The organism is Actinomyces sp. B33 (assembly GCF_028437565.1).
GTDB lineage: Bacteria > Actinomycetota > Actinomycetes > Actinomycetales > Actinomycetaceae > Pauljensenia.
Genome location: NZ_JAMRYR010000002.1, coordinates 21,720 through 42,105, shown reverse-complemented (window position 1 = coordinate 42,105; position 20,386 = coordinate 21,720). Strand labels below are relative to the sequence as shown.

Genomic DNA, 20,386 nt, shown 5'->3' with positions numbered 1-20,386 from the left:
AGCATGCACGGCACTCGCGGGCGCAGTCGCACCGTCCAGCACGCGGCGACCTCCCCCTATCGTTTCGGCGTCGCCAGGTCGGTCGCCGCCGTCGCCCTGTCCGTCGCGCTCTTCGTCGTCTCGACCGCCGGATTCCTCTACCAGTCGTTCGCCCGCCAGGTCGAGGATTCGGCGCTCGACATCTCCGGGCTCGGGGCCTCCCCCCAGTCGGGCCCCCAAGAGCCGGAGCTGCCGGCCGACCAGTTCCAGGGTCGACCCCTCAATATCCTCCTCGTCGGTGTGGACTCTCGCGAGGGGGAGAACGCGAATGTCGGCGCCGGCGACTCCTCCGACGTCGAGTCCCTGCGCGGCGACACGACGATGGTCGTTCACGTGTCCGCCGACCGCTCGAGGATCCAGGTCGTGTCGATCCCCCGGGACACGTGGACGGACATCCCGTCGTGCACGCGGATGGACGGATCGGTGTCGGGCAGCACCGAGGGCATGTTCAACACGGCGTTCGCCATCGGCGCGAACTGGGGGACGGACATCGCCTCGGGTATCGCCTGCACGAAGTCGACGGTCGAGGAGATGACGGGCTTGACGATCGACGCCTTCGGGGTCGTCGACTTCGCGGGGTTCATCTCGATGGTCAACGCCCTGGGGGGCGTGTGGTTCAACCTCGATGAGCCCGCGTACGACGAATTGGCCCGGCTCGACCTGCCGGCGGGTTGCCAGCTCCTCAACGGTGACCAGGCGTTGTCCTACGCGCGTGCCCGCTACGACCTGGGCGACGGGTCGGACATCTCCCGGATCGGCCGCCAGCAGCAGCTCGTCTCGGCGATCATGCGAGAGCTCCTGGCGAAGAACTATGTGACGGACTTCCCGGCCCTCGTGTCCTTCCTCCAGGCGTCGATCGGCTCCTTGAAGATCTCCCCGAACCTCTCCGACATCAACACGGACGCCGGCCTGCTCCTGTCGCTCCTCGACATCGACAGGGCCCAGATCCAGTTCATCACCATGCCGAACGCGCCCGCCCCGTGGGACAAGAATCGCGTCATCGCCGTCGAGCCGATGGCGACGATGGTGTGGGATTCCCTCATCGCCGATCAGCCCCTGCCTCCCTCGACCGAGTACACCGACGGCAACGGCCAGGTCCTCGTCGTCCCCGATCCGGACCTGGCTCCTTCCCCGGGCGAGGGGGCCGAGTCGGGCGTCCAGTCGGATCCTGCCGACGGGTCCTCCCCCGCCGCTGACCAGCAGGAGCCTTCAGCCGATCCCGCCGCTCAGAGCGCGCCCGCTCCGACTCAGACCTGCCCGCCGAATCGATGAGCCCCACTCCCCCGTCCTTCGCCCCCGACCCGAAGCGCCGCAGGCCCCCGGCCCCGCAGGGCGCGGGGCAAGACCGCTCGTCCGCCCCCCGCGAGCACCCGGCCCCCGAACAGGGACCGGAGGCCCTTCCGCCGTCCCACGAGCCCGCTGCCCGCCAGTGGAGGATCCCGGTGGATCGGCGGGACCGCCCCCGCGCGGCGGGGGGCCTGGCGGCGTCCGACGGGGACGCACCGCAGACCGCTCCCCCCTCGTTCGCCCCGCAACGGGCCTCCGTGCGCGCCCGGGGCGACCATTCCATCGCCCTCTCCCCTTCCGTCGACTCCCCCTCGACGCGGTCGGGGTCGGCATCCGGGTCGGGCCCCCAGCAGATGCCCCCGGCCTACGCGCCCCAGCGCCGCCAGCCTCCACCGGCCGGCCCCGTGCCCGCCCACGCACCGGCGCGCGGCGCGGGTCGACCCTCGGGAGCTCCCGCGCCGCGGCCCGCGGCGGCCCGCCCCCAGTGGGCCCCGGTCTCGGCCGCCGGGCCGCGCCCGGCGCGGCGGCGCCGCAGGCCGGGGCGGGCCATCATCCGCCTCCTCGTCTTCGCCGTTGTCCTCGTCGTCGCCTGGGGCGGATTCCTCTTCTGGGACGTCAACGCGAATCTCGGGCGGACCCGGGCCCTGTCGGGGGAGCCGGGCACCGACGGCACGACCTACCTGCTGGCCGGGTCGGATTCGCGGGCGGACGGGGCCGTTCAGGACGGCTTCGAGGGCGGCGAGCGCTCGGACTCGATCATGCTCGTCAACATCGCGCCCAACGGGCAGGCGGTCGCCGTGTCGATCCCGAGGGACGCCTACGCCGAGATCCCGGGGTACGGGTGGGACAAGATCAACTCGTCCTACGCCTACGGGGGGTCGCGGCTGCTCGTCGAGTCCGTCGAGCGCCTGTCGGGCCTGACCGTCGACCACTACGTCCAGATCGGCATGGGGGGTGTCTCCGACATCGTCGACGCTGTCGACGGGGTGGAGCTGTGCTACGACTCCGACGTCGACGACCCCCTGTCGGGCCTGACGTGGACCGCCGGATGCTCGACCGTCGACGGGGCGACGGCGCTGGCGTTCTCGCGGATGCGCTACTCCGATCCGGAGGGCGACATCGGCCGGACGAAGCGTCAGCGCCAGGTGATCTCCCAGGTCGTCGGCAAGGCGATGTCCCCGTCGACCCTCCTCAATCCGGCCAGGACGCTGCGCGTCGAGAGGGCCGGGTCGTCGGCCTTCACCGTGGACGAGGACTCGTCGGCCCTGGACGTCGCCCGCCTGGTCCTCGCCTTCCGCTCCGCGGCGGGCGCCCAGATGATGGGGACGCCGCCGATCGAGACCATCGATTTCACGACCGACGACGGTGCTTCGGCGGTCCTCCTCGTCGATGAGACCGCGCCGGAGTTCTTCGCGGCCCTACGGGCCGGAACCCTGACCCCAGGAGACCTCAACCGGGTGGGTTAACGCATTCGCGCGTGCACGAGCATGCGTTTCGACGACGTTCTGGCGCCGTCGGGCGCTGAAACCGCGTCGAAACGCATCGGCGTGCACACGCGTCAGCGGACAGTCGGCGGATCGAAGCGCCGAGGCCCCGCCTGCCACCCCTCCCACGCCGATTCGAGGATCTCGTCGACCCCGCGATTCGCCTTCCACCCCAGATCGACCCCGATGCTCAACGGATCGCCGATGAGCTTGGGGGGGTCGCCGGCGCGGCGCCCGAGGACCTCGACGGGGAAGTCCCAGCCGATGACGCGGCGCAGGCCGTCGACGATCTCGCGCACGGACGTGCCCAGGCCGGTGCCGACGTTGTACGTGTGGTGCTCGGGCTGGCGGCCCTCGGAGAGCACGTCGAGGGCCGCGACATGGGCCTCGGCAAGGTCGAGGACGTGGATGTAGTCGCGGATGCACGTCCCGTCGGGGGTGTCGTAGTCGTCGCCGAAGATCTTCGCGGACTCGCCCCGCTCGAGCCGGTCGAGGAGCATGGGCACGAGGTTCATCACCGCGTCGTCGGCCAGGTCCGCCCAGCCGGCGCCGGCCACGTTGAAGTAGCGCAGGCCGATCCATTTGAGATCCCACGCCCTCTGGCAGTCCGCCATCATCCACTCGCCGATGAGCTTCGTCTCGCCGTAGGGGTTGATCGGATGGCATTCGGTGTCCTCGGCGACGGTCTCGACGGGCGGCATCCCGTAGACGGCGGCCGACGAGGAGAAGATCATCTGGTCGACGCCGGCCTCGTTCATGGCGGCGAGGACGTTGGCCAGCCCCCCGATGTTCTGCTGGTAGTACCACATGGGGCGCTCGACGGATTCGCCGACCTGCTTGCGGGCCGCGAAGTGGATGACGGCGGTCACGTCCTCGTCGACCATCGTGTTCGCCAGGACGGTCGGCGCCTCGTCGGAGGCGACGTCGAGGCGGACAAGGGCGGCCTCGCCGATCCGGTCGGCGCTGCCGGTCGACAGGTCGTCGACGACGACGACCCTCTCGCCGCGTTGGAGGAGGAGACGGACGACGTGGGCGCCGATGTAGCCGGCGCCGCCACACACGAGGATGCTCATGGCGCCAGCATAGCGGCGCCGGGTTCTCGCGGAAGGAGCGCTCAGTCGCGTCCGACGCGGGCGGCCAGCGCCGCGCCCTTGTCGACGGCGGCGCGTCGCAGGTCGGCTTGGAAGTCGCGCATCGCGGCGCGCAGCCGCAGGGCCCGGGGGTCGTCTCCGGCGCCGAGGATGCGGGCGGCGAGCAGTCCGGCGTTGCGCGCGCCCCCGATGGACACGGTGGCGACGGGGACGCCGGCGGGCATCTGGACGATCGAGTGGAGGGAGTCGACGCCGTCGAGGTAGCGCAGGGGCACGGGGACCCCGATGACGGGCAGTTCGGTCAGGGCGGCGAGCATCCCGGGCAGGTGGGCGGCGCCACCGGCGCCGGCGATGACGACGCGCAGGCCCCGCGAGGAGGCCGAGCGCCCGTAGGCGACCATGTCCTCGGGCATCCGGTGGGCGGAGACGACGCCGACCTCGCAGGGGATGGAGAACTCGGCGAGGGCGTCGACGGCTGCCGCCATCGTCGGCCAGTCGGAGTCGGATCCCATGACGACGCCGACGAGGGGGGCGTCCCCGGTGGGGGTCAGCGTGAGATCGGGGGGCGCGGGTCGGCTGCTCATCGGGGCTCCTGCGGGTCGGGGTCGGGCGCTGCGGCGGGCGGCTGCTGCTCGCCGCGCAGGGCGGCGACGGCCGCCCGGGCGAGTTCGAGGGCGCGTGCCGGGTCGGGGTCGACGACGGTGACGTGGCCGAGCTTGCGCCCAGGCCGCACCTCCTTGCCGTACAGGTGGATCCGGGCGGTCGGGCCGCCGGCCCGCATCGCGTCGCCGAGGGCGCGCGCGGGGTCGGGCAGGTCGGATCCGAGGAGGTTGACCATGACGGCGGACGACCCGGGGACGATGAGGTCGGTCGAGCCGAGGGGCAGGTCGAGGACGGCGCGCAGGTGCTGCTCGAACTGACCGGTGATGGAGCCGTCGATCGTCCAGTGGCCGGTGTTGTGGGGCCGCATGGCCAGTTCGTTGACGAGGACGCGCTCGTCGGCGCCGGTTCCGACGACGAACATCTCGACGGCGAGGACGCCGGTGACGTCGAGCTCGCGGGCGATGCGCTCGGCGATGGCGCGGGCCCGCTCGCGGGTCCGGGGGTGGAGGGCGCGGGCCGGGGCGGTGACGACCGAGCACACGGAGTCCTCCTGCTCGGTCAGGGCGACGGGCCACGAGCGGATCTGCCCGGAGCGGGATCGGGCGAGGAGGGCGGCGGCCTCGCAGGCGAAGGGGACGAGCTCTTCGGCGAGGAGGGGGCCGGGGGCGAACCAGTCGGCCGCGTCGCGGGCCCCGTGGGCGATGTGGACGCCGTGCCCGTCGTATCCGCCGGTGGGGGTCTTGACGATGACGGGCCATCCGACGTCGGCGGCGAATGCGGCGAGGTCGGCCTCGTCGCGGACGACCGCCCACCGGGGGCAGGGGATCCCCAGGGCGGTGAGCCTTTCGCGCATGGCGATCTTGTCCTGGGCGTAGACGAGGGCGTCGGGGGCCGGTTCGATCGGGAGGCGCTCGGCGAGGGCGTCGAGGACCTCGCGGGGGATGTGCTCGTGCTCGAAGGTGAGGACGTCGGCGCCGTCGACGAGGGATTCGACGGCGCCGGGGTCGGCGGGGCTCCCGGCGGCCTTGGTGACGACGACCCGCCCGGTGGCCCCGTCGTCGGCCTCGACGAGGGGGCGCAGTTCGATGCCGAGGGCGATGGCGCTCTCGTGCATCATGCGGGCGAGCTGGCCGCCGCCGATGACGGCGACGACGGGACGGCTGGTGCGCACTGGATCCACGCTCCCAACCTAGCGCGAGTGCGGGTCCGGGGAGGGGCGGCGCTCGATGGGGTGCGCCTCACGGGGGCCTGACGGGTGCGGGGGGCGGGCAGCGGGGCCCGGGGGCGCGGAGGCGGGGTCCTCCACGAGGGGCGCCTCCGCCTCGTTCGCGGGGTGTCAGAAGCGCCGGGAACGGCGCCCCATCGAGACGACGGGCCCTTCGGGCATGACCCGGTCGGGGTCGAGGGCCGCGGGGATGGCGGCGAGGGACACGGCGAAGACGGGGGGGCTCGTCTGGGCCAGTTCGAGTCGCCCTCCCATGGCGTTCGTCAGGTCCGTCGCCAGGGCCAGGCCGATGCCGGTGGACCCGTATCCGGAGACCCCTTTAAGGAAGATGTCGGGCGCGAGGGACTCGTCGACGCCGTCGCCCTCGTCGCTCACCTCGATGACGACGCCGCGCTTGTTCGCGCTGGCCCGGGCGAGGACCCGGGTGGTGCCGGCCCCGTAGTGCAGGGAGTTCTCGATGAGGGTGGCGAGCACCTGGGAGAGCTTGCCGCCATCGGCGAGAACCGGCACCTCCGCCTCGTCGAGGAACACGAGGGGGCGCCCGGCCCGATCGAAGGGCTCCTCCCATTCCTCGCGTTGGGCGTTGAAGACCTCGAGGATGTGGATCGCCTCGGTCTGTCCGGCGGCGCGGGCGTTCGTGTCGAGGAGCTCGGAGACGACGGCGGTCATGCGCTCGACCTGTTCGAGGCAGGTTCGCGCCTCGTCGCGCACCTGCGCCTCGGTGGAGATCATCTCGATCTCCTCCAGGCGCATCGACAGGGCCGTCAGGGGGGTACGCAGCTGGTGGGAGGCGTCGGCGGCGAACTGCCGTTCGGCGGCGAGCCGTCCGGCCATGCGCTCGCCGGTTCGGACGAGTTCTTCCTGGACGAGGTCGATCTCCTCGATGCCGGAGGGCTTGACGCGGGCCCGGACCTGACCCGATCCGATCTGCTCGGCCTGGGCGGCGAGGTAGATCAGCGGGGCGGAGAGCCTGCGCGACAGGCGCGCGGCCATCACGCCGCCGACGATCATGGCGGCCCCCATGCCGGCGATGAAGAGGGCGCAGATCAGGCCGATCCGGCGGATCGTTGGGATCGCGGAGACTTCCATGCGCACGGAGGTGCCGGAGGGGGCCGAGACGATGGTGGTCATCGTCGGTCCGGTGATGTCGTTGCCGGCGCTGATGAGCCCCCGCCCGCGGATCGTCACGGAGGTTCGGGCGCGCGCCTGGCCGTCGACGGGCTGGGACCACGATTCGATGGACCCGGGGCCGATGGTCTCGGGGCCGTCGAATTCGATGCGCCGGTCGATGACGCGCAGGAGGGTGTCGGCCCGGGTCTGGAGGCTCTGCTGATCGGAGATCCACACGGCGGTGGACGCCCCGAGGGCGCCGGGCACCCCGAGGAGGAGGGACACGGTGGTGACGGCGGTGAGGATCATCCGCACGGCCCGTTTGCGCATGGGAGTCCTCCTGCCTGGTCGTGATCACATGCGGGACGGGGCCGGCGCCGAGCGGGCGCGCGTCCCGAGGCGGCGGCGGGCGGCCGGGTCAGACGTCGGTCTCGAAGCGGAAGCCCATGCCCCGCACGGTGGTGATGTAGTGGGGGTGGGCGGCGTCGTCGCCGAGCTTGCGGCGCAGCCACGAGACGTGCATGTCGAGGGTTTTCGTCGAGCCCGAGGGGTCGGAGCCCCAGACCTCGCGCATAAGGGCCTCGCGCTCGACGACCGAGCCGGCGTCCCGCAGGAGGACGCGCAGGAGGTCGAACTCCTTGGCGGTGAGCTGGAGCTCGCGGTCTCCGGAGAAGGCGCGGTGGGCGGCGACGTCGAGGCGGATGTCCTGGGCGGTCAGGTCGGGGTCGACGGATTCGGGGCCGCGTCGGCGCAGGAGGGCGCGGACGCGGGCGAGGAGCTCGGCGAGGCGGAAGGGCTTGGTCACGTAGTCGTCGGCGCCGGCGTCGAGGCCGACGACCATGTCGACCTCGTCGGTGCGGGCCGTGAGGATGAGGATCGGCACGGCGCTCCCGGAGTTGCGGATCTCCCGGGCGACGTCGAGGCCGTCGAGGTCGGGCAGGCCGAGGTCGAGGACGACGAGGTCGGCGCCATCGATCTCATTCAGGGCGCCGCGACCGGTGCCGTGCGCGCGCACGGCGTAGCCCTCGCGGCCGAGCGCTCGGGCGAGGGGCTCGGAGATCGCGGGGTCGTCTTCAACGAGGAGAACAGTAGTCACGCGATCATCTTAGCCGTCTTCGATGTTTTCTTTCATCTTTCTTGACCAAGAAGACTGCGGGCGCACAGGCCTCCGCGAGCGCCGGATCAGTTGACGGCGGAGAGGAGATAGGGGGCGACGGGGCCGAATCCGCGCAGTTCGGCGGTGGGGAACTCCTCGACGAGGTACCCCTCCCCCGCGTCGCCGGCGACGACGGCGGTCGCCGTCGCAGGGTCGGTGAGGATCCTGCCGACGGGCGCGATGTCGACGAGGCGCGAGGCGAGATTCACCGTCGGCCCGAAGACGTCGCCCGATCGGGAGAACACGTCCCCGCGCACGAAGGAGGCCCTCACCGGGAGGATCTCGTCGTCGGCGCTCAGCCGCTCGATGAGGGAGGTCGCGACCCGCAGGCCCGTCTCCAAGTCGTCGGCGATGTACAGGACGGCGTCGCCGATCATCTTGACGACCCGGCCGCCGGCCTCGGTGATGGCGTTGCGGCTCTCCTCCTCGAACCGCTCGATGAGGCCGACGAGCGCGTCGCCGAGGATCGCCGACGACGAGGTGAAGGACACCATGTCGACGAAACCGAGGGAGCGGGTCAGGGGGAAGCGCGCGCGGGGGTTCTCGCGTCCCCGTTGGGCGACCTCCTTGTCGAGGCGGGTCAGGAGGGACTCCATCTGCCGCTGCCAGGAGTGGGTGAACGCCCGCTCGAAGACGTCGATCTTGTCGCGCATGTGGTCGAGGACGTAGAGGCGGGCGGTCGTGTCGTCGAGATCGAGGCGCCGGACGGCGTCCTCGACGAGCGCCTCGAACTGCCACAGGCTGAGACGGTCGGACAGGTGGGCGTTGGCCCGCAGGAGCGAACGGCTGGTGGCGTAGTCGACGACGCCGGAGGCGATGAGCCGGCTCCACTGGGCGAACACGTCGCGGTCGCGCTCGGTGTAGGCGACGTCGTCGGGGTCGGGGTTGGGGAACCCCATCGCGCTCCAGAACTCGTGGACTCTCTCCAGGGGGATCCCGGCGCCCTCGGCGAGCTGGCGGGCGGTGTACAGGCGCCGCCCCCCCAGGAGGCTGTCGCGGTAGGAGTCGATGGTCGTCCCGTCGCCCGCCGACGCGCTCTTGTCGACACGGAGGGCAGCGGGGTCCAGCGGCACTCCCATGCCGTCTCCTTCCGATTCGCCTGCCTCGTCTCAGTGCTCGTCGCGACCACTGTCGCACCCGGCCACGACGGGCGCGAGCGCTCTCACTGCCCCGATCGTAGTAGCCCAGATCACGTTTTGCCAGGAAAAGGCGTCGGACGCCGCTCCGCGCTCTGGTCGCCGACCTGGGACAATGACGCCATGCGCCTTCTCCTCGCCTCTCGCTCGCCCGCCCGCAGGGCCACTCTCGTCTCGGCCGGCGTCACCCCGCTGGTGCGGGTCTCCCATGTCGACGAGGACGCCGTCCTCGCCGGCCTCGCGCGGGAGAGGGGCCCCTTCGGAGGGGCCTCCCCCGCCGAGGAGGTGACGGCCCTGGCTGTCGCCAAACGCGATCGCGTCGTCGAGGACCTCCTGGCCGCTCCCCTGCCGGGAATACCCGAGGACGAGCCCCTCCTCGTCGTCGGCTGCGACTCGATGCTGGAGATCGGCGGCCGGATGGTCGGCAAGCCGGGAACCCCCGAGATCGCCGTCCAGCGGATCCGGGAGATGCGCGGGAGGACCGCGGTCCTGTGGACGGGGCACGCCGTCGCCCTCGTCTCCCCCGCCGCCGGCTCGGATCGGCCCGACCCGGACGGCGCCTCGCCCGCGACGGGGCGGACGGTCCTGGGCGCCGATGCCCGGGACGCCTCGACGCGCGTGGTCTTCGGGTCGATGAGCGACGCGGAGATCGACGCCTATGTGGCGACCGGCGAGCCCCTCCGTGTCGCGGGCTCCTTCACGATCGACGGGCTGGGCGGCCCGTTCGTCCGCGGCGTCGAGGGCGACCCTCATTCGGTCGTGGGGATCTCCTTGCCGCTCCTGCGCGATATGGCCGCCGACCTGGGGGTCTTCTGGCCCGACCTGTGGGATCTGAACCGTTAGCCCGATCAACGCGCCGTCGGGCCGGTTGCGCCCTACAGTGGCGACATGGACACGACGAAAGCCTGGGGCATCGGCCTCGCGACAATGACGGATGACGGCCGGACGCTCGACGTCTGGTACCCGCGCCCCCACCTGGGCGTCATGCAGCCCGGCGACGACGCCGATCTGCTCGAGACCCTGACCCGCATGGAGCGCAAGGACGAGGCGCGCGGCGTCCACACGACGGTCGTCACGTGCAAGTCGGATTTGGAGGATCAGCCGAATTCGACGGCCGGCACCTATCTGCGCCTCCATCTGCTCTCCCACCGGCTCGTCGTGCCGAATTCGATCAATCTCGACGGGGTGTTCTCCCGCCTGCCGAATGTCGTGTGGACGTCGGAGGGGCCGTGCCCGGCGGAGGACTTCGAGGAGACGCGACTGCGCCTGCGGGCCAAGCTCGGTCATCCGGTGACGGTCCAGGGCGTCGATAAGTTCCCGCCGATGGTCAACTACGTCGTCCCCACGGGGGTGCGCATCGCCGACGGCGCGAAGGTCCGCCTGGGCGCCTATCTGGCGGAGGGCACGACCGTCATGCACGCCGGCTTCGTCAACTTCAACGCGGGGACGCTGGGCCGGTCGATGGTCGAGGGGCGGATCGCCCGGGGCGTCGTCGTCGGCGACGGGTCGGACATCGGCGGCGGCGCGTCGACGATGGGGATGCTCTCGGGGGCCGGCCGCCAGCGGGTGAGCCTGGGCGAACGCTGCCTGCTGGGGGCGAACGCCGGTTTGGGGATTCCCCTGGGGGATGACTGCGTCGTCGAGGCCGGCCTGTACCTGACGCCCGGGGCGAAGATCACGGTGCTCGAGTCGGGGGGCGTGATTCCCGGATCGAACGGCCTGTTCGCCGAGCCGCGCACGTGCGCGGCTCGCGATCTGGCGGGGGCGTCGAACGTCCTGTTCCGCCGTAATTCGCAGTCGGGTCGCATCGAGGCGCTGGCGCGCGGCGGCAAGTCGATCGAGCAGCGCGAGCGGCCGACGACTCCGTGATCGACGTCGGGCCGATGCCGTGAACCGATGGGGGCGTGAAGGCCCCTGCCGGCGTCGTCGTTCGGCTTCGTCCGCTCGCCTCCCGCGCCGAGGACGCGCAGTGGACGCGCGATAGCGCAATGAGCCGAGGCTCCCATGGAATCCTCGCGAGAGCCGGAACGCCGCGATGCCCCGGCTGCGCCGCGGACGCCTCTCAACAGGGTCAGCCCCCGCCTCCGTGCGGCTCGTCGAATCCTCACGGGCCCGTCCCCGTATCAACGGGAGGGGCGGAGGTCGTCACCGAGGCCGTTGTCACATGGGATGTGAATATAACGGATCAATAACGAGGCTACAAACGCCCTGGTCAGAGCTCATTTCTTTGAGAGTTGAAACACCGGCCGCACGAGTCTCCACATCCTGCTTGTGGATAGAGCAGCTGACCGATCCACAGGATCAGGCCAGTATTGACGCCGCTGCCCGGCCTCCTGCTCACATCCCGTTCACAGACGCGGACCGCCACTGGCCCCGAAACCCCCGCAACGGTCCTCGCCCGCCGTCGCGCGCCGCTCGGGCAGCACGTAATCGCGCTCGACCTCGCCGACGTAGACCTGACGGGGGCGCCCGATCTTCGTCGCCGGATCGTGCGCCATCTCCACGTACTGGGCGATCCACCCGGGCAGGCGTCCCAGAGCGAACAACGGGGTGAACATCTTCGTCGTGAAGCCCATCGCCGAGTAGATCAGCCCCGTGTAGAAGTCCACGTTCGGGTAGAGGCGGCGCTCCTTGAAGTAGTCGTCCGACAGGGCGATCTCCTCCAGCTCCATCGCGATGTCGAGCAGCTCGTCCCTCTTGCCCAGGCGCGCCAGCACGTCGTGCGCGGTCTCCTTGACGATCGCCGCGCGCGGATCGTAGTTCTTGTAGACCCGGTGCCCGAACCCCATGAGCCGGGCGCCCTCGACCTTGTTCTTCACCTTGTCGACGAAGCTCTGGACAGGCTCGCCCGTATCGCGGATCTGATGGAGCATCCGCAGCACCGCCTCATTCGCCCCCCCGTGGAGCGGTCCGGCGAGGGCCCCGACCCCCGAGGCGACCGACGCGTACAGATTGGCCTGAGACGACCCGACGAGCCGCACCGTCGACGTCGAGCAGTTCTGCTCGTGATCGGCGTGGAGGATCAGCAGCATGTCGAGGGCGCGGATCAGCGCCGGATCGATGTCGTACGCCTGATAGGGCATCCCGAAGGTCATCTTGAGGAAGTCCTCGGTGTAGCCAGCCTGGGCGTCCGGATAGGTCAGGGGCAGGCCGGCGGCGCGCTTGGCGATGTAGGCGATCATCGTCGGCATCTTCGCCAGGAGGAGGACGAGGGCGGTGTCGAGCTGCTCGGGGTCGCGCGGATCGAGGGTGTCCTCGTAATAGGTCGCCATGCCCGCGACGCCCGCCTGGAGGATCGCCATCGGATGCCCGCGGTGCGGGAAGGAGGTGAAGAACGACAGGAAGTTCTCGTGGAGCAGGGAGTGCCCCTTGACGTCGCGCTCGAAAGCCGCGAAGCGCTCGAGGCTGGGCAGCTCGCCGTAGATCAGGAGGTAGGCGGTCTCCAGGAAGGTCGAGTTCTTCGCGAGCTGCTCGATGGGGTATCCGCGGTAGCGCAGGATCCCGGCGTCGCCGTCGATGTAGGTGATCGACGACTGGCAGGACGCGGTGTTGGTGAACCCGGGGTCGAGGGTGACGACGTCGCCTTGCGCCATGAGAGTCGAGACCCCCAGGCCGTCGGTGCCGATGCTCGCTCGCGTGCGCGGCAGGTCGATCCGCCGGTCGTCGATGGTGAGGATGCCGTCGGGGCGGGTCTGAGTCGTCTCGATGCTCGTCATGGCGGTCGTCTCCATCTTCTCGAAGCGCTCGCCGGGCTCCCCGGCGAGCTTGACCTGATCTTTACCCACTGTAGCGAGTCCGCGCCGCCCCCGCGCGGGCGGGGTCAGGAGCCCGTCCCCCACCGAGCCTCCAGCCGCCGCGCGGCGGCGTCGATCCTCTCATCGGAGGCCGTCAGGGCGACGCGGACCCGTCCTCGAGCGGCCGCGCCGTAGAAGTCGCCGGGGGCGACGAGAATCCCCAGTCGGGCGAAGCGGTCGACGAGCTCCCACGAGTCGTCGACGCCGGGCTGGTGGAGCCACAGGTACAGTCCCGCGCAGGAGAGGGGGTCGTTGACGAAGCCGGCCGCCTCGGCGGCCTCCAGGAGCCGGCGGCGGCGGCGCCGATACGTCTCCCGTTGGACGGCGACGTGCTCCTCGTCCATCAGGGCCGCGGCCATCGCGTGCTGAACGGGCGCGGGCACCATGAGGCCCGCGTGCTTGCGCGCCTCGACGATCGCGGCGACGAGGCGCGGGTCCCCGTAGACGAGGCCGGCGCGGTACCCGGCGAGGTTCGACTGCTTCGACAGCGAGTAGAGGACGAGCAGGCCGGCGGGGTCGCCGTCGCACGCGCGCGCGTCGAGGAGGGAGGGGACGCCCTCGTCGACCCAGGGGGCCTGCCAGGGCAGGGCGGCGTAGCACTCGTCGGAGACGACGACGGCGCCGCGCTCGCGCGCCCAGGAGACGGCGGCGCGCAACTCCTCGACGCTCAGGACGTGCCCGTCGGGGTTGCCGGGGGTGTTGAGGTAGACGAGGGCCGCGTCGGGCCAATCGTCGGGACGGCGCGGATCGACGGGGACGGGGGCGGCCCCGGCGAGCCGGGCGCCGATGTCGTACGTCGAGTAGGCGACCTCGGGGACGAGGACGGTGTCGGCCGGGCCGACGCCGAGCAGCCGGGGGATCCAGGCGACCGCCTCTTTCGAGCCGATCGTCGGCAGGACGCCCGCGGGGCCGACGTCGACCATGCGGCGCCGCCGCCCCCACGCGAGGATCGCCTCGCGCACGGCGGCGGTGCCGACGACCGTGGGGTAGCCGGGGGCGTCGGCGGCCTGGGCGAGGGCGTCGCGGATGGATCCGGGCGTCGGGTCGACGGGGGTGCCGACGGACAGGTCGCAGGCGCCGTCGGGGTGGGAGGCCGCGAGGGCCCGGGCGGGGTCGAGTAGGTCCCAGGGGAAGTCGGGCAGCCCGAGGCCGCGCGGCAGGTGGGGGGTCATGTCAGGAGTTGGCCTCGAGGTAATCGGCGTTCTGCGGGGGCAGGGCGGCGATCATCTCGTCGTCGTAGTCCTGCGGCCCGGTCTTCTGGGCTCCGCCCGGGGAGCCGAGGGCCGAGAAGAAGTCGGCGTTCGCGCGGAAGTAGTCGGACCATTCGGCGGGCAGGTCGTCCTCGTAGAAGATCGCCTCGGTGGGGCACACGGGTTCGCAGGCGCCGCAGTCGACGCACTCCTCGGGGTGGATGTAGAGGGTGCGGGCCCCCTCGTAGATGCAGTCAACCGGGCATTCATCGACGCACGCGCGGTCCTTGACGTCCACGCAGGGCTGAGCGATGACGTAGGTCATTGACGTCTCCTCGTCGGTCATCGGATGAAGAACTGGTTCTATTATCCCCCTATGTCGACAGCGCGCCCGAGACCCTCAGCACACCGGCCCCCTCGCCGGGCGGACGCGCCCGAGGCGACCGGGGAGGGCGCGGCGGCGCGCACGCCCAATACGTCACCGGTGCGCGACGCAAATCCCCGCGCCCTGCCGTGGATGCAGTGGGAGGCGGGCGAGAGGGTCGTCCTGCGCTACCGGCTCGCCGACGGTCTGCACGACGCGCTCGGCACGGTCGTGCAGGTCGCCGCGGACCACGTGTCGATCGAGACGAGGCGGGGCCTCGTGCGGGTCGAGGCGTCGACGATGGTCACCGGCAAGCGGGTGCCGCCCGCGCCGGTTCCGCTCACTTCTGGGCGCGGCGCTCCCGGGCGGCGATCTTGAAGCGCTCCTGGGCGTCGAGGACGACCTTGCGCACGCGCACGGCCTCGGGCGTGACCTCGACGCACTCGTCGTTGGCGGCGAACTCGAGGGACTCCTCCAGGGTGAGTTTGCGCGACGGGGTGAGCGACTCGTAGACGTCGGCGGTGGCCGAGCGGGTGTTCGTCTGCTTCTTCTCCCGGCAGATGTTGACGTCCATGTCCTCGCCGCGGGGGTTCTCCCCGACGACCTGCCCCTCGTAAACCTCGGAGGAGGGCTCGATGATGAAGGAGCCTCGCTCCTGGAGGTTCGTCATCGCGTACGGCGTGGCCTGCCCGGCGCGGTCGGCGACGAGCGAGCCGGTCAGGCGCTGCTCGATGGGGCCCTGCCAGGGGGCGTAGCCGTCGGCGATTGACGAGGCGATGCCCGTGCCGCGGGTCTCGGTGAGGAAGCGGGTGCGCAGGCCGATGGTGCCGCGAGCCGGGACGACGAACTCGAGACGGATCCACCCCGACCCGTGGTTGGACATCGTCTCCATGCGGCCCTTGCGGGCGGCCATGAGCTGGGTGACGGCGCCGAGGTGCTCCTCGGGGATGTCGATCGTCATGCGCTCCATGGGCTCGCAGCGCACGCCGTCGATCTGGCGGGTGACGACCTGGGGCTTGCCGACGGTGAGCTCGAAGCCCTCGCGGCGCATCTGCTCGACGAGGATCGCCAGGGCCAGCTCGCCGCGCCCCTGGACCTCCCACGCATCCGGGCGCTCCGTGGGCAGGACTTTGAGGGAGACGTTGCCGACGAGCTCGCGGTCGAGACGGTCCTTGACCTGGCGGGCCGTCACCTTGGCGCCCTTGACGCGCCCGGCCATGGGCGAGGTGTTGATGCCGATGGTCATCGAGATCGCCGGGTCGTCGACGGTGATGAGGGGCAGCGGGCGGGGGTCGTCGAGGTCGACGAGGGTCTCGCCGATCATGATGTCGTCGATGCCGGCGATGGCGACGATCTCGCCGGGGCCCGCGGAGTCGGCGCTGACCCGTTCGAGGCCCTCGGTGCGCAGGAGCTCAGTGATGCGGACGCTCGCGATGGTCCCGTCGGTGCGGGCCAGTCCGACGGCCGTCCCCTTGGCGAGAGTGCCGTTGTGGACGCGCAGGAGGGCGAGGCGCCCGAGGAAGGGGGAGGCGTCGAGATTGGTGACGTGGGCCTGCAGGGGCGCGGACTCGTCGTAGGAGGGGCCGGGGATGCGGCTGAGGATCGTCTCGAAAAGGGGTTCGAGGTCCCCGTCGGGCAGCTGGCCGTTGCCGGGGTTGGTCAGCGAGGAGGCGCCGGCCTTGGCGGAGGCGTAGACGACGGGGACATCGAGGAGGGAATCGACGTCGGTCTCGACGCCGTCGTTCATCAGGTCCTCGCCGAGGGCGAGGAGGAGGTCCGTCGTCTCGGAGACGACCTCGTCGATGCGCGAGTCGGGGCGGTCGACCTTGTTGACGACGACGACGACGGGGAGCTGGGCCTGGAGGGCCTTGCGCAGGACGAAGCGGGTTTGGGGCAGGGGCCCCTCGGAGGCGTCGACCATGAGGACGACGCCGTCGACCATGGACAGGCCGCGCTCAACCTCGCCGCCGAAATCGGCGTGGCCGGGGGTGTCGATGACGTTGATCGTCACGCCGTCGTCGAGCCCGAGGGCGCGGGCGGCGGGTCCCCGGTAGTGGACGGCGGTGTTCTTGGCGAGGATGGTGATGCCCTTCTCGCGTTCGAGGTCGCCGGAGTCCATGACCCTCTCGCCGGTCTTCTCGACGGTGTCGCGTTCGGAGAAGGCGCCGGACTGCCAGAGCATGGCGTCGACGAGGGTGGTCTTCCCGTGGTCGACGTGGGCGACGATCGCGACGTTGCGCAGATCAGAGCGCGTGGACATGTGGGTACTCCTCAAGCAGTGGGCGGCCGCCGTCGCGCGGGTCGGCTGCGGCCGGCCTCGTGTGCGGCGAATAAGGGGGCTTCCCCCGAGACGACACGGCGTCCAGGATATCGGCTCGCCGCAGGCGCCCCTCGTCGGGTTCTTGCGACATGCACCACGTCGTCGCCGGTGCTCGCGGGGCGATGCGGCGACTACCCTGGGGGCGTCATCATGCGGCCGACGCCCGGGCCAGTCCCGGGGTGAGGCCCACGTCCCCGTCGCACCACCACCGGAGCACCCCTTGGGTTTTAAACGCGCTATCGCCTCCCTCTACTTGGCCGTGTCACGATGGACCCTCGTCGCCGAGCCCCTGCCGGACAAGGTGATCATCGTCGGCGCCCCGCACACGTCGAACTGGGACGGGGTGTTCATGGCGGTGTCGTTGTGGAGGGCCGGACGCGATTTCCAGTTCCTCGTCAAGGACTCCCTGGCCCACGCCCCCGTCCTCGGGTGGTTCATCCGGGCGATCGGCGGGGTGGCGGTCGAGAGGACTCATCCGCATGGGATGGTCGGCGAGATCTCGGATCGGATCAGGAGCGCCGATTCCTACGCGCTGGCGATCACGCCGAAGGGGACGCGCAGCCCGCGGCCGTATTGGAAGTCGGGTTTCTACCGGATCGCCGTGGAGACGGGCACCCCGATCCAGTTCGGGTTCATCGATTCGAGGACGAGGACGTTCGGCTGGGGCGGCTCGTACCGGCTGACGGGCGATGTGCGCGCCGATATGGAGGTGATCCGCGCGTTCTACGCGGATAAGGAGGGCATCAGGCCCGAATTGGCGTCGACGCCCCGCCTGCGGGCCGAGGAGGAATAGGCGCGCTCCTGCGCGTCCGCGGACGCGCCGCCCGCCTCTCGCCCCCCGCATTTCCCTCGCCAAACCGACGCCCGCGACCTCGCCGCCACGCCCGCCCACCTCTCGCCCCCCGCATTTCCCCCGAAAACGAACACTTCCCACCAAAAACAGGCCCAGAAATTCGTTTTCCGGGGAAACCAAGACCACTCTCGCACGCCCTCGTGACAATCGAGAACGCGGTTTCGGTTCGACTCCTCAAGTCTTGGATAGCGCCCTGGTGATGCGGTAAGCGGAAAGTCGGATGCCGGGCTGGGGCGGCTCATATCGGTTGGCCGGCGACGCGCTCACGCGGAGGCGCTGGGACGGTATCGGCGGTTCCTGTCGGTGCGGACTGCGTATTATCCGCCCGCTCCCATGAGCGATGCCGCCGTCGCGGTCGCGACGGCGGCATCATCGTGTCGAGCTCTTGCTCGATGCGAAGGCGTGGGGCCTAGTGCTTGGGGAGGTAGTAGGCGCGGGCGCGCCGCATGACGACGCCTCCGGCGATGGCGATGCCCATGAAGGCCAGGAGGTCGTCGACATCAGCACCGGTCGCGGCCAGGGTCCGGCCCGCCCGAGCGGGAGCGGCGGCCGCCGCCGTTGTCGAGGCGGCGTGGCCGGGGGCCGACGCGGGCGTCTGCCGATCGGCCGCCGAGGGGGCGCTGGGCTTCTCGGGCGCTGCGGGGGCGTCGGGGACGACCGGTTCAGCGGGAGTCAGCGGCACCAGCGGAGTACCAGGCTTGACCGGATCCGACGGCTTCAACGGCACCAACGGAGTACCAGGCTTAACCGGATCCGACGGCCCCAGCGGCACCAACGGAGTACCAGGCTTAACCGGATCCGACGGCCCCAGCGGCACCAACGGAGTACCAGGCTTAACCGGATCCGACGGCTTCAACGGCACCAACGGCGACCCCGGCTTAACCGGATCCGACGGCTTCAACGGCACCAACGGAGACCCCGGCTTAACCGGATCCGACGGCTTCAACGGCACCAACGGCGACCCCGGCTTAACCGGATCCGACGGCTTCAACGGCACCAACGGCGTGCCCGGGCGGTTCGAGCCGTACTCCTTCAGCGCGCGCTCGAGGCGGCGCTGCGCCACGTCATGCTCCTGGGCGGCCGCCACACGACGCGCCTCGGCGGCAGCAGCCCGCTCCGCGAGTTCCTTCGACGTCTTCGCGGTTTCCTCAGCCGTGCGAACGACTTCAGGGAGGGCCTTGCGAAGCTTGTCGAGTTCTACTACAGCCTCCGCCACGCGAGTGGCAGAGTCATCCGACTCCTTCTTCAAACGATCCCGTTCGGCGATCTTCTGCAGAACGGAATCGCGAACCTCCCGAGCAGCAATGAAACCGGCCTTCGCTTCCGTCAGCTTCTCAGCAGCCGCATCCGCGGCTTGCTGGAGCTCGGCCTCCTTCGCCTCTTCCTGCGCAAGTTCTCCGAAAGCGTGGGCGAAATTCGCATTGTGCGCTTCGATATCCAGAGTCAGCTTCTCAAGCTTTTCCTTATTCTTGAGAATCTCTTCCTCAATCTTGTCTTTATCAGCTGGGCCGTACGTTTCCTCCGGAGCGGATTTAAGCTCGCTCAAGCGATTCTCAGCTGCTTCTAACGCTTCACCGAGCGCCATCTTCTGATCGCGAAGCTGGGTCAGAATATCGGCGATATTCTCAACCTCCGCACGTTTTTCCAGAGTCTTCTCGCGCTGCTCATCCAATTCCTTCTGGGCCTTATCGGCCACAGCCTGAGAATCCTTGAGCCGTTCAACGGACTGGTCGTAAACCTGACCAGCCCTGAGCTTCGTCAGATCGTCAGGCACCCGAGTCTCAGCCTCGACGTAGCGGTGAGCGTCAGCGTCGGCAGCATCTTTCAGGGCCTCGATATCCCCTTCGAGCTGCTCGATATCTTGCCTGGCCTTCTCGGCAGCGTCCTCAGCCGCATCGGCACGATCAGCGCTCTCCCGAGCCGCCGCTGCCGCCTCCTGGGAGGCCTGGGTCGCCCGCTCCAATTCCTCGGCGGCTTCCTTCTCATCGGCCTTCGCAGCATCGAGATCGCGCTTCGCGGCGCGATCGGCTTCCGATTCTCCGGCCGGATCCGCGCTGGGGGCTTCGACGGCGGCGGGCCCGCCCTCAGGCTGGGCGGCGTCCTCCGCGGGAGCCGCGACTGCCGCAGCGGCCGGGGCGACGATCAACGCGCCGGCGAAGAGGCCGGCCGCGGCGTAGCCGCGCGGGGAAGACAGTCCGATCGATCGACGGCGTCTCTGATGCTTCATGCGGATCCTCACAGTATTCACTCAGTATTCACTCGGGGTCACTGTCCCCGACCTTGATTCAACGTGCGACGGAAGACTACCCGACGCCTGTTTCAAATATGAGAAAAGAACATGGAAGAGTGATCGACAACATCCGCACATTCCCTGAATAATCAGGGCTCTCACCGATGAATAGACTCAGAGGGCGAAAACATTCAGGGGATACCCTGATTTCATCCCTGAAATAGAATCCAGGGGTTTTCCCCGACTCTCCCTCGTTTCATATCGGAAGCACTGACGAATACCTGCCGCACGGCGGCGGCCTCGCCGCGACCCCACCGCGCCTCGCGACGCCACAGAACGCGACCGATCACCGACGATGCGACGATGGCCTTGAGGAAACGCGCCGCCCCGGACGCGCACCTGCCTGCCGTCCCCTCCCCACCAGCCTCACAGCCCCCAGACGCACCCATTACCGGTGACACCACCGCGCCCCCACCACAGCGGATATGGACCGGTTCCCAGCAC

At 70.3% G+C, this 20,386-nt stretch carries 17 protein-coding genes; 6 read left to right on the top strand and 11 right to left on the bottom strand.

Annotated features, from left to right (window positions below; translation table 11 throughout):
• The first annotated feature begins 3 nt into the window (after window positions 1–3).
• Window positions 4–1,311 (top strand): LCP family protein, encoded by a 1,308-nt coding sequence (locus M3T53_RS02690; RefSeq protein WP_272432915.1) that lies wholly within the window; start codon window positions 4–6, stop codon window positions 1,309–1,311.
• Window positions 1,308–2,792 carry an LCP family protein gene (locus tag M3T53_RS02685; RefSeq protein ID WP_272432914.1) on the top strand — a complete coding sequence of 495 codons (1,485 nt, stop codon included), beginning with the start codon at window positions 1,308–1,310 and terminating at the stop codon, window positions 2,790–2,792. The genes M3T53_RS02690 and M3T53_RS02685 overlap by 4 nt, the downstream gene beginning before the upstream one ends.
• A 92-nt stretch (window positions 2,793–2,884) precedes the next feature.
• On the opposite strand, the gene galE is transcribed toward M3T53_RS02685, so the two are convergent.
• The 6 genes from galE to M3T53_RS02655 form a co-directional block, all read right to left on the bottom strand.
• Window positions 2,885–3,883, bottom strand: coding sequence for a UDP-glucose 4-epimerase GalE (galE, locus tag M3T53_RS02680; RefSeq protein WP_272432913.1), 999 nt, complete (start codon window positions 3,881–3,883; stop codon window positions 2,885–2,887).
• Between the two features lie 41 nt (window positions 3,884–3,924).
• Window positions 3,925–4,485, bottom strand: coding sequence for a 5-(carboxyamino)imidazole ribonucleotide mutase (purE, locus tag M3T53_RS02675; RefSeq protein WP_272432912.1), 561 nt, complete (start codon window positions 4,483–4,485; stop codon window positions 3,925–3,927).
• Window positions 4,482–5,684, bottom strand: coding sequence for a 5-(carboxyamino)imidazole ribonucleotide synthase (locus tag M3T53_RS02670; RefSeq protein WP_272432911.1), 1,203 nt, complete (start codon window positions 5,682–5,684; stop codon window positions 4,482–4,484). The genes purE and M3T53_RS02670 overlap by 4 nt, the downstream gene beginning before the upstream one ends.
• Window positions 5,685–5,840: 156 nt before the next feature.
• On the bottom strand, window positions 5,841–7,169 hold the full coding sequence (locus tag M3T53_RS02665; RefSeq protein WP_272432910.1) for an ATP-binding protein: 1,329 nt from the start codon (window positions 7,167–7,169) through the stop codon (window positions 5,841–5,843).
• A gap of 88 nt (window positions 7,170–7,257) precedes the next feature.
• Window positions 7,258–7,935, bottom strand: coding sequence for a response regulator transcription factor (locus tag M3T53_RS02660; protein WP_272432909.1), 678 nt, complete (start codon window positions 7,933–7,935; stop codon window positions 7,258–7,260).
• An 86-nt stretch (window positions 7,936–8,021) separates the two neighbouring features.
• Window positions 8,022–9,074: an adenylate/guanylate cyclase domain-containing protein gene (locus tag M3T53_RS02655; protein ID WP_272432908.1), complete on the bottom strand. Its 1,053-nt coding sequence runs from the start codon at window positions 9,072–9,074 to the stop codon at window positions 8,022–8,024.
• A gap of 180 nt (window positions 9,075–9,254) precedes the next feature.
• On the opposite strand from M3T53_RS02655, the gene M3T53_RS02650 reads away from it, so the two are divergent.
• Complete coding sequence (locus M3T53_RS02650; protein WP_272432907.1) at window positions 9,255–9,974, top strand: Maf family protein; 720 nt, start codon at window positions 9,255–9,257, stop codon at window positions 9,972–9,974.
• Between the two features lie 45 nt (window positions 9,975–10,019).
• Window positions 10,020–11,000 carry a 2,3,4,5-tetrahydropyridine-2,6-dicarboxylate N-succinyltransferase gene (gene dapD, locus M3T53_RS02645; RefSeq protein ID WP_272432906.1) on the top strand — a complete coding sequence of 327 codons (981 nt, stop codon included), beginning with the start codon at window positions 10,020–10,022 and terminating at the stop codon, window positions 10,998–11,000.
• Between the two features lie 479 nt (window positions 11,001–11,479).
• Here the strand turns inward: dapD and M3T53_RS02640 are convergent, their stop codons facing one another.
• From M3T53_RS02640 to fdxA, 3 genes are all read right to left on the bottom strand, one after another.
• Window positions 11,480–12,847: a citrate synthase gene (locus M3T53_RS02640; RefSeq protein ID WP_442866919.1), complete on the bottom strand. Its 1,368-nt coding sequence runs from the start codon at window positions 12,845–12,847 to the stop codon at window positions 11,480–11,482.
• Window positions 12,848–12,951: 104 nt separating this feature from the next.
• Entirely contained in the window at window positions 12,952–14,097 is a 1,146-nt protein-coding gene (gene dapC, locus M3T53_RS02635) for a succinyldiaminopimelate transaminase (protein WP_272432905.1), read from the bottom strand.
• Window position 14,098: 1 nt separating this feature from the next.
• The gene (fdxA, locus tag M3T53_RS02630; RefSeq protein ID WP_272432904.1) at window positions 14,099–14,440 is read right to left on the bottom strand and encodes a ferredoxin; all 342 of its coding nucleotides are present in this window, start codon (window positions 14,438–14,440) and stop codon (window positions 14,099–14,101) included.
• A gap of 159 nt (window positions 14,441–14,599) precedes the next feature.
• On the opposite strand from fdxA, the gene M3T53_RS02625 reads away from it, so the two are divergent.
• Window positions 14,600–14,857 (top strand): putative acetyltransferase, encoded by a 258-nt coding sequence (locus M3T53_RS02625; protein WP_272432903.1) that lies wholly within the window; start codon window positions 14,600–14,602, stop codon window positions 14,855–14,857.
• Here M3T53_RS02625 and typA read toward each other — a convergent pair.
• The gene (gene typA / locus M3T53_RS02620; protein WP_272432902.1) at window positions 14,820–16,739 is read right to left on the bottom strand and encodes a translational GTPase TypA; all 1,920 of its coding nucleotides are present in this window, start codon (window positions 16,737–16,739) and stop codon (window positions 14,820–14,822) included. The genes M3T53_RS02625 and typA overlap by 38 nt on opposite strands.
• Window positions 16,740–17,019: 280 nt before the next feature.
• On the opposite strand from typA, the gene M3T53_RS02615 reads away from it, so the two are divergent.
• A complete protein-coding gene (locus tag M3T53_RS02615; protein WP_272432901.1) occupies window positions 17,020–17,592 on the top strand; it encodes a 1-acyl-sn-glycerol-3-phosphate acyltransferase in 573 nt (190 codons plus the stop codon).
• 469 nt (window positions 17,593–18,061) lie between these two features.
• On the opposite strand, the gene M3T53_RS02610 is transcribed toward M3T53_RS02615, so the two are convergent.
• Window positions 18,062–19,879: a hypothetical protein gene (locus M3T53_RS02610; protein ID WP_272432900.1), complete on the bottom strand. Its 1,818-nt coding sequence runs from the start codon at window positions 19,877–19,879 to the stop codon at window positions 18,062–18,064.
• Between the last annotated feature and the right edge of the window lie 507 nt (window positions 19,880–20,386).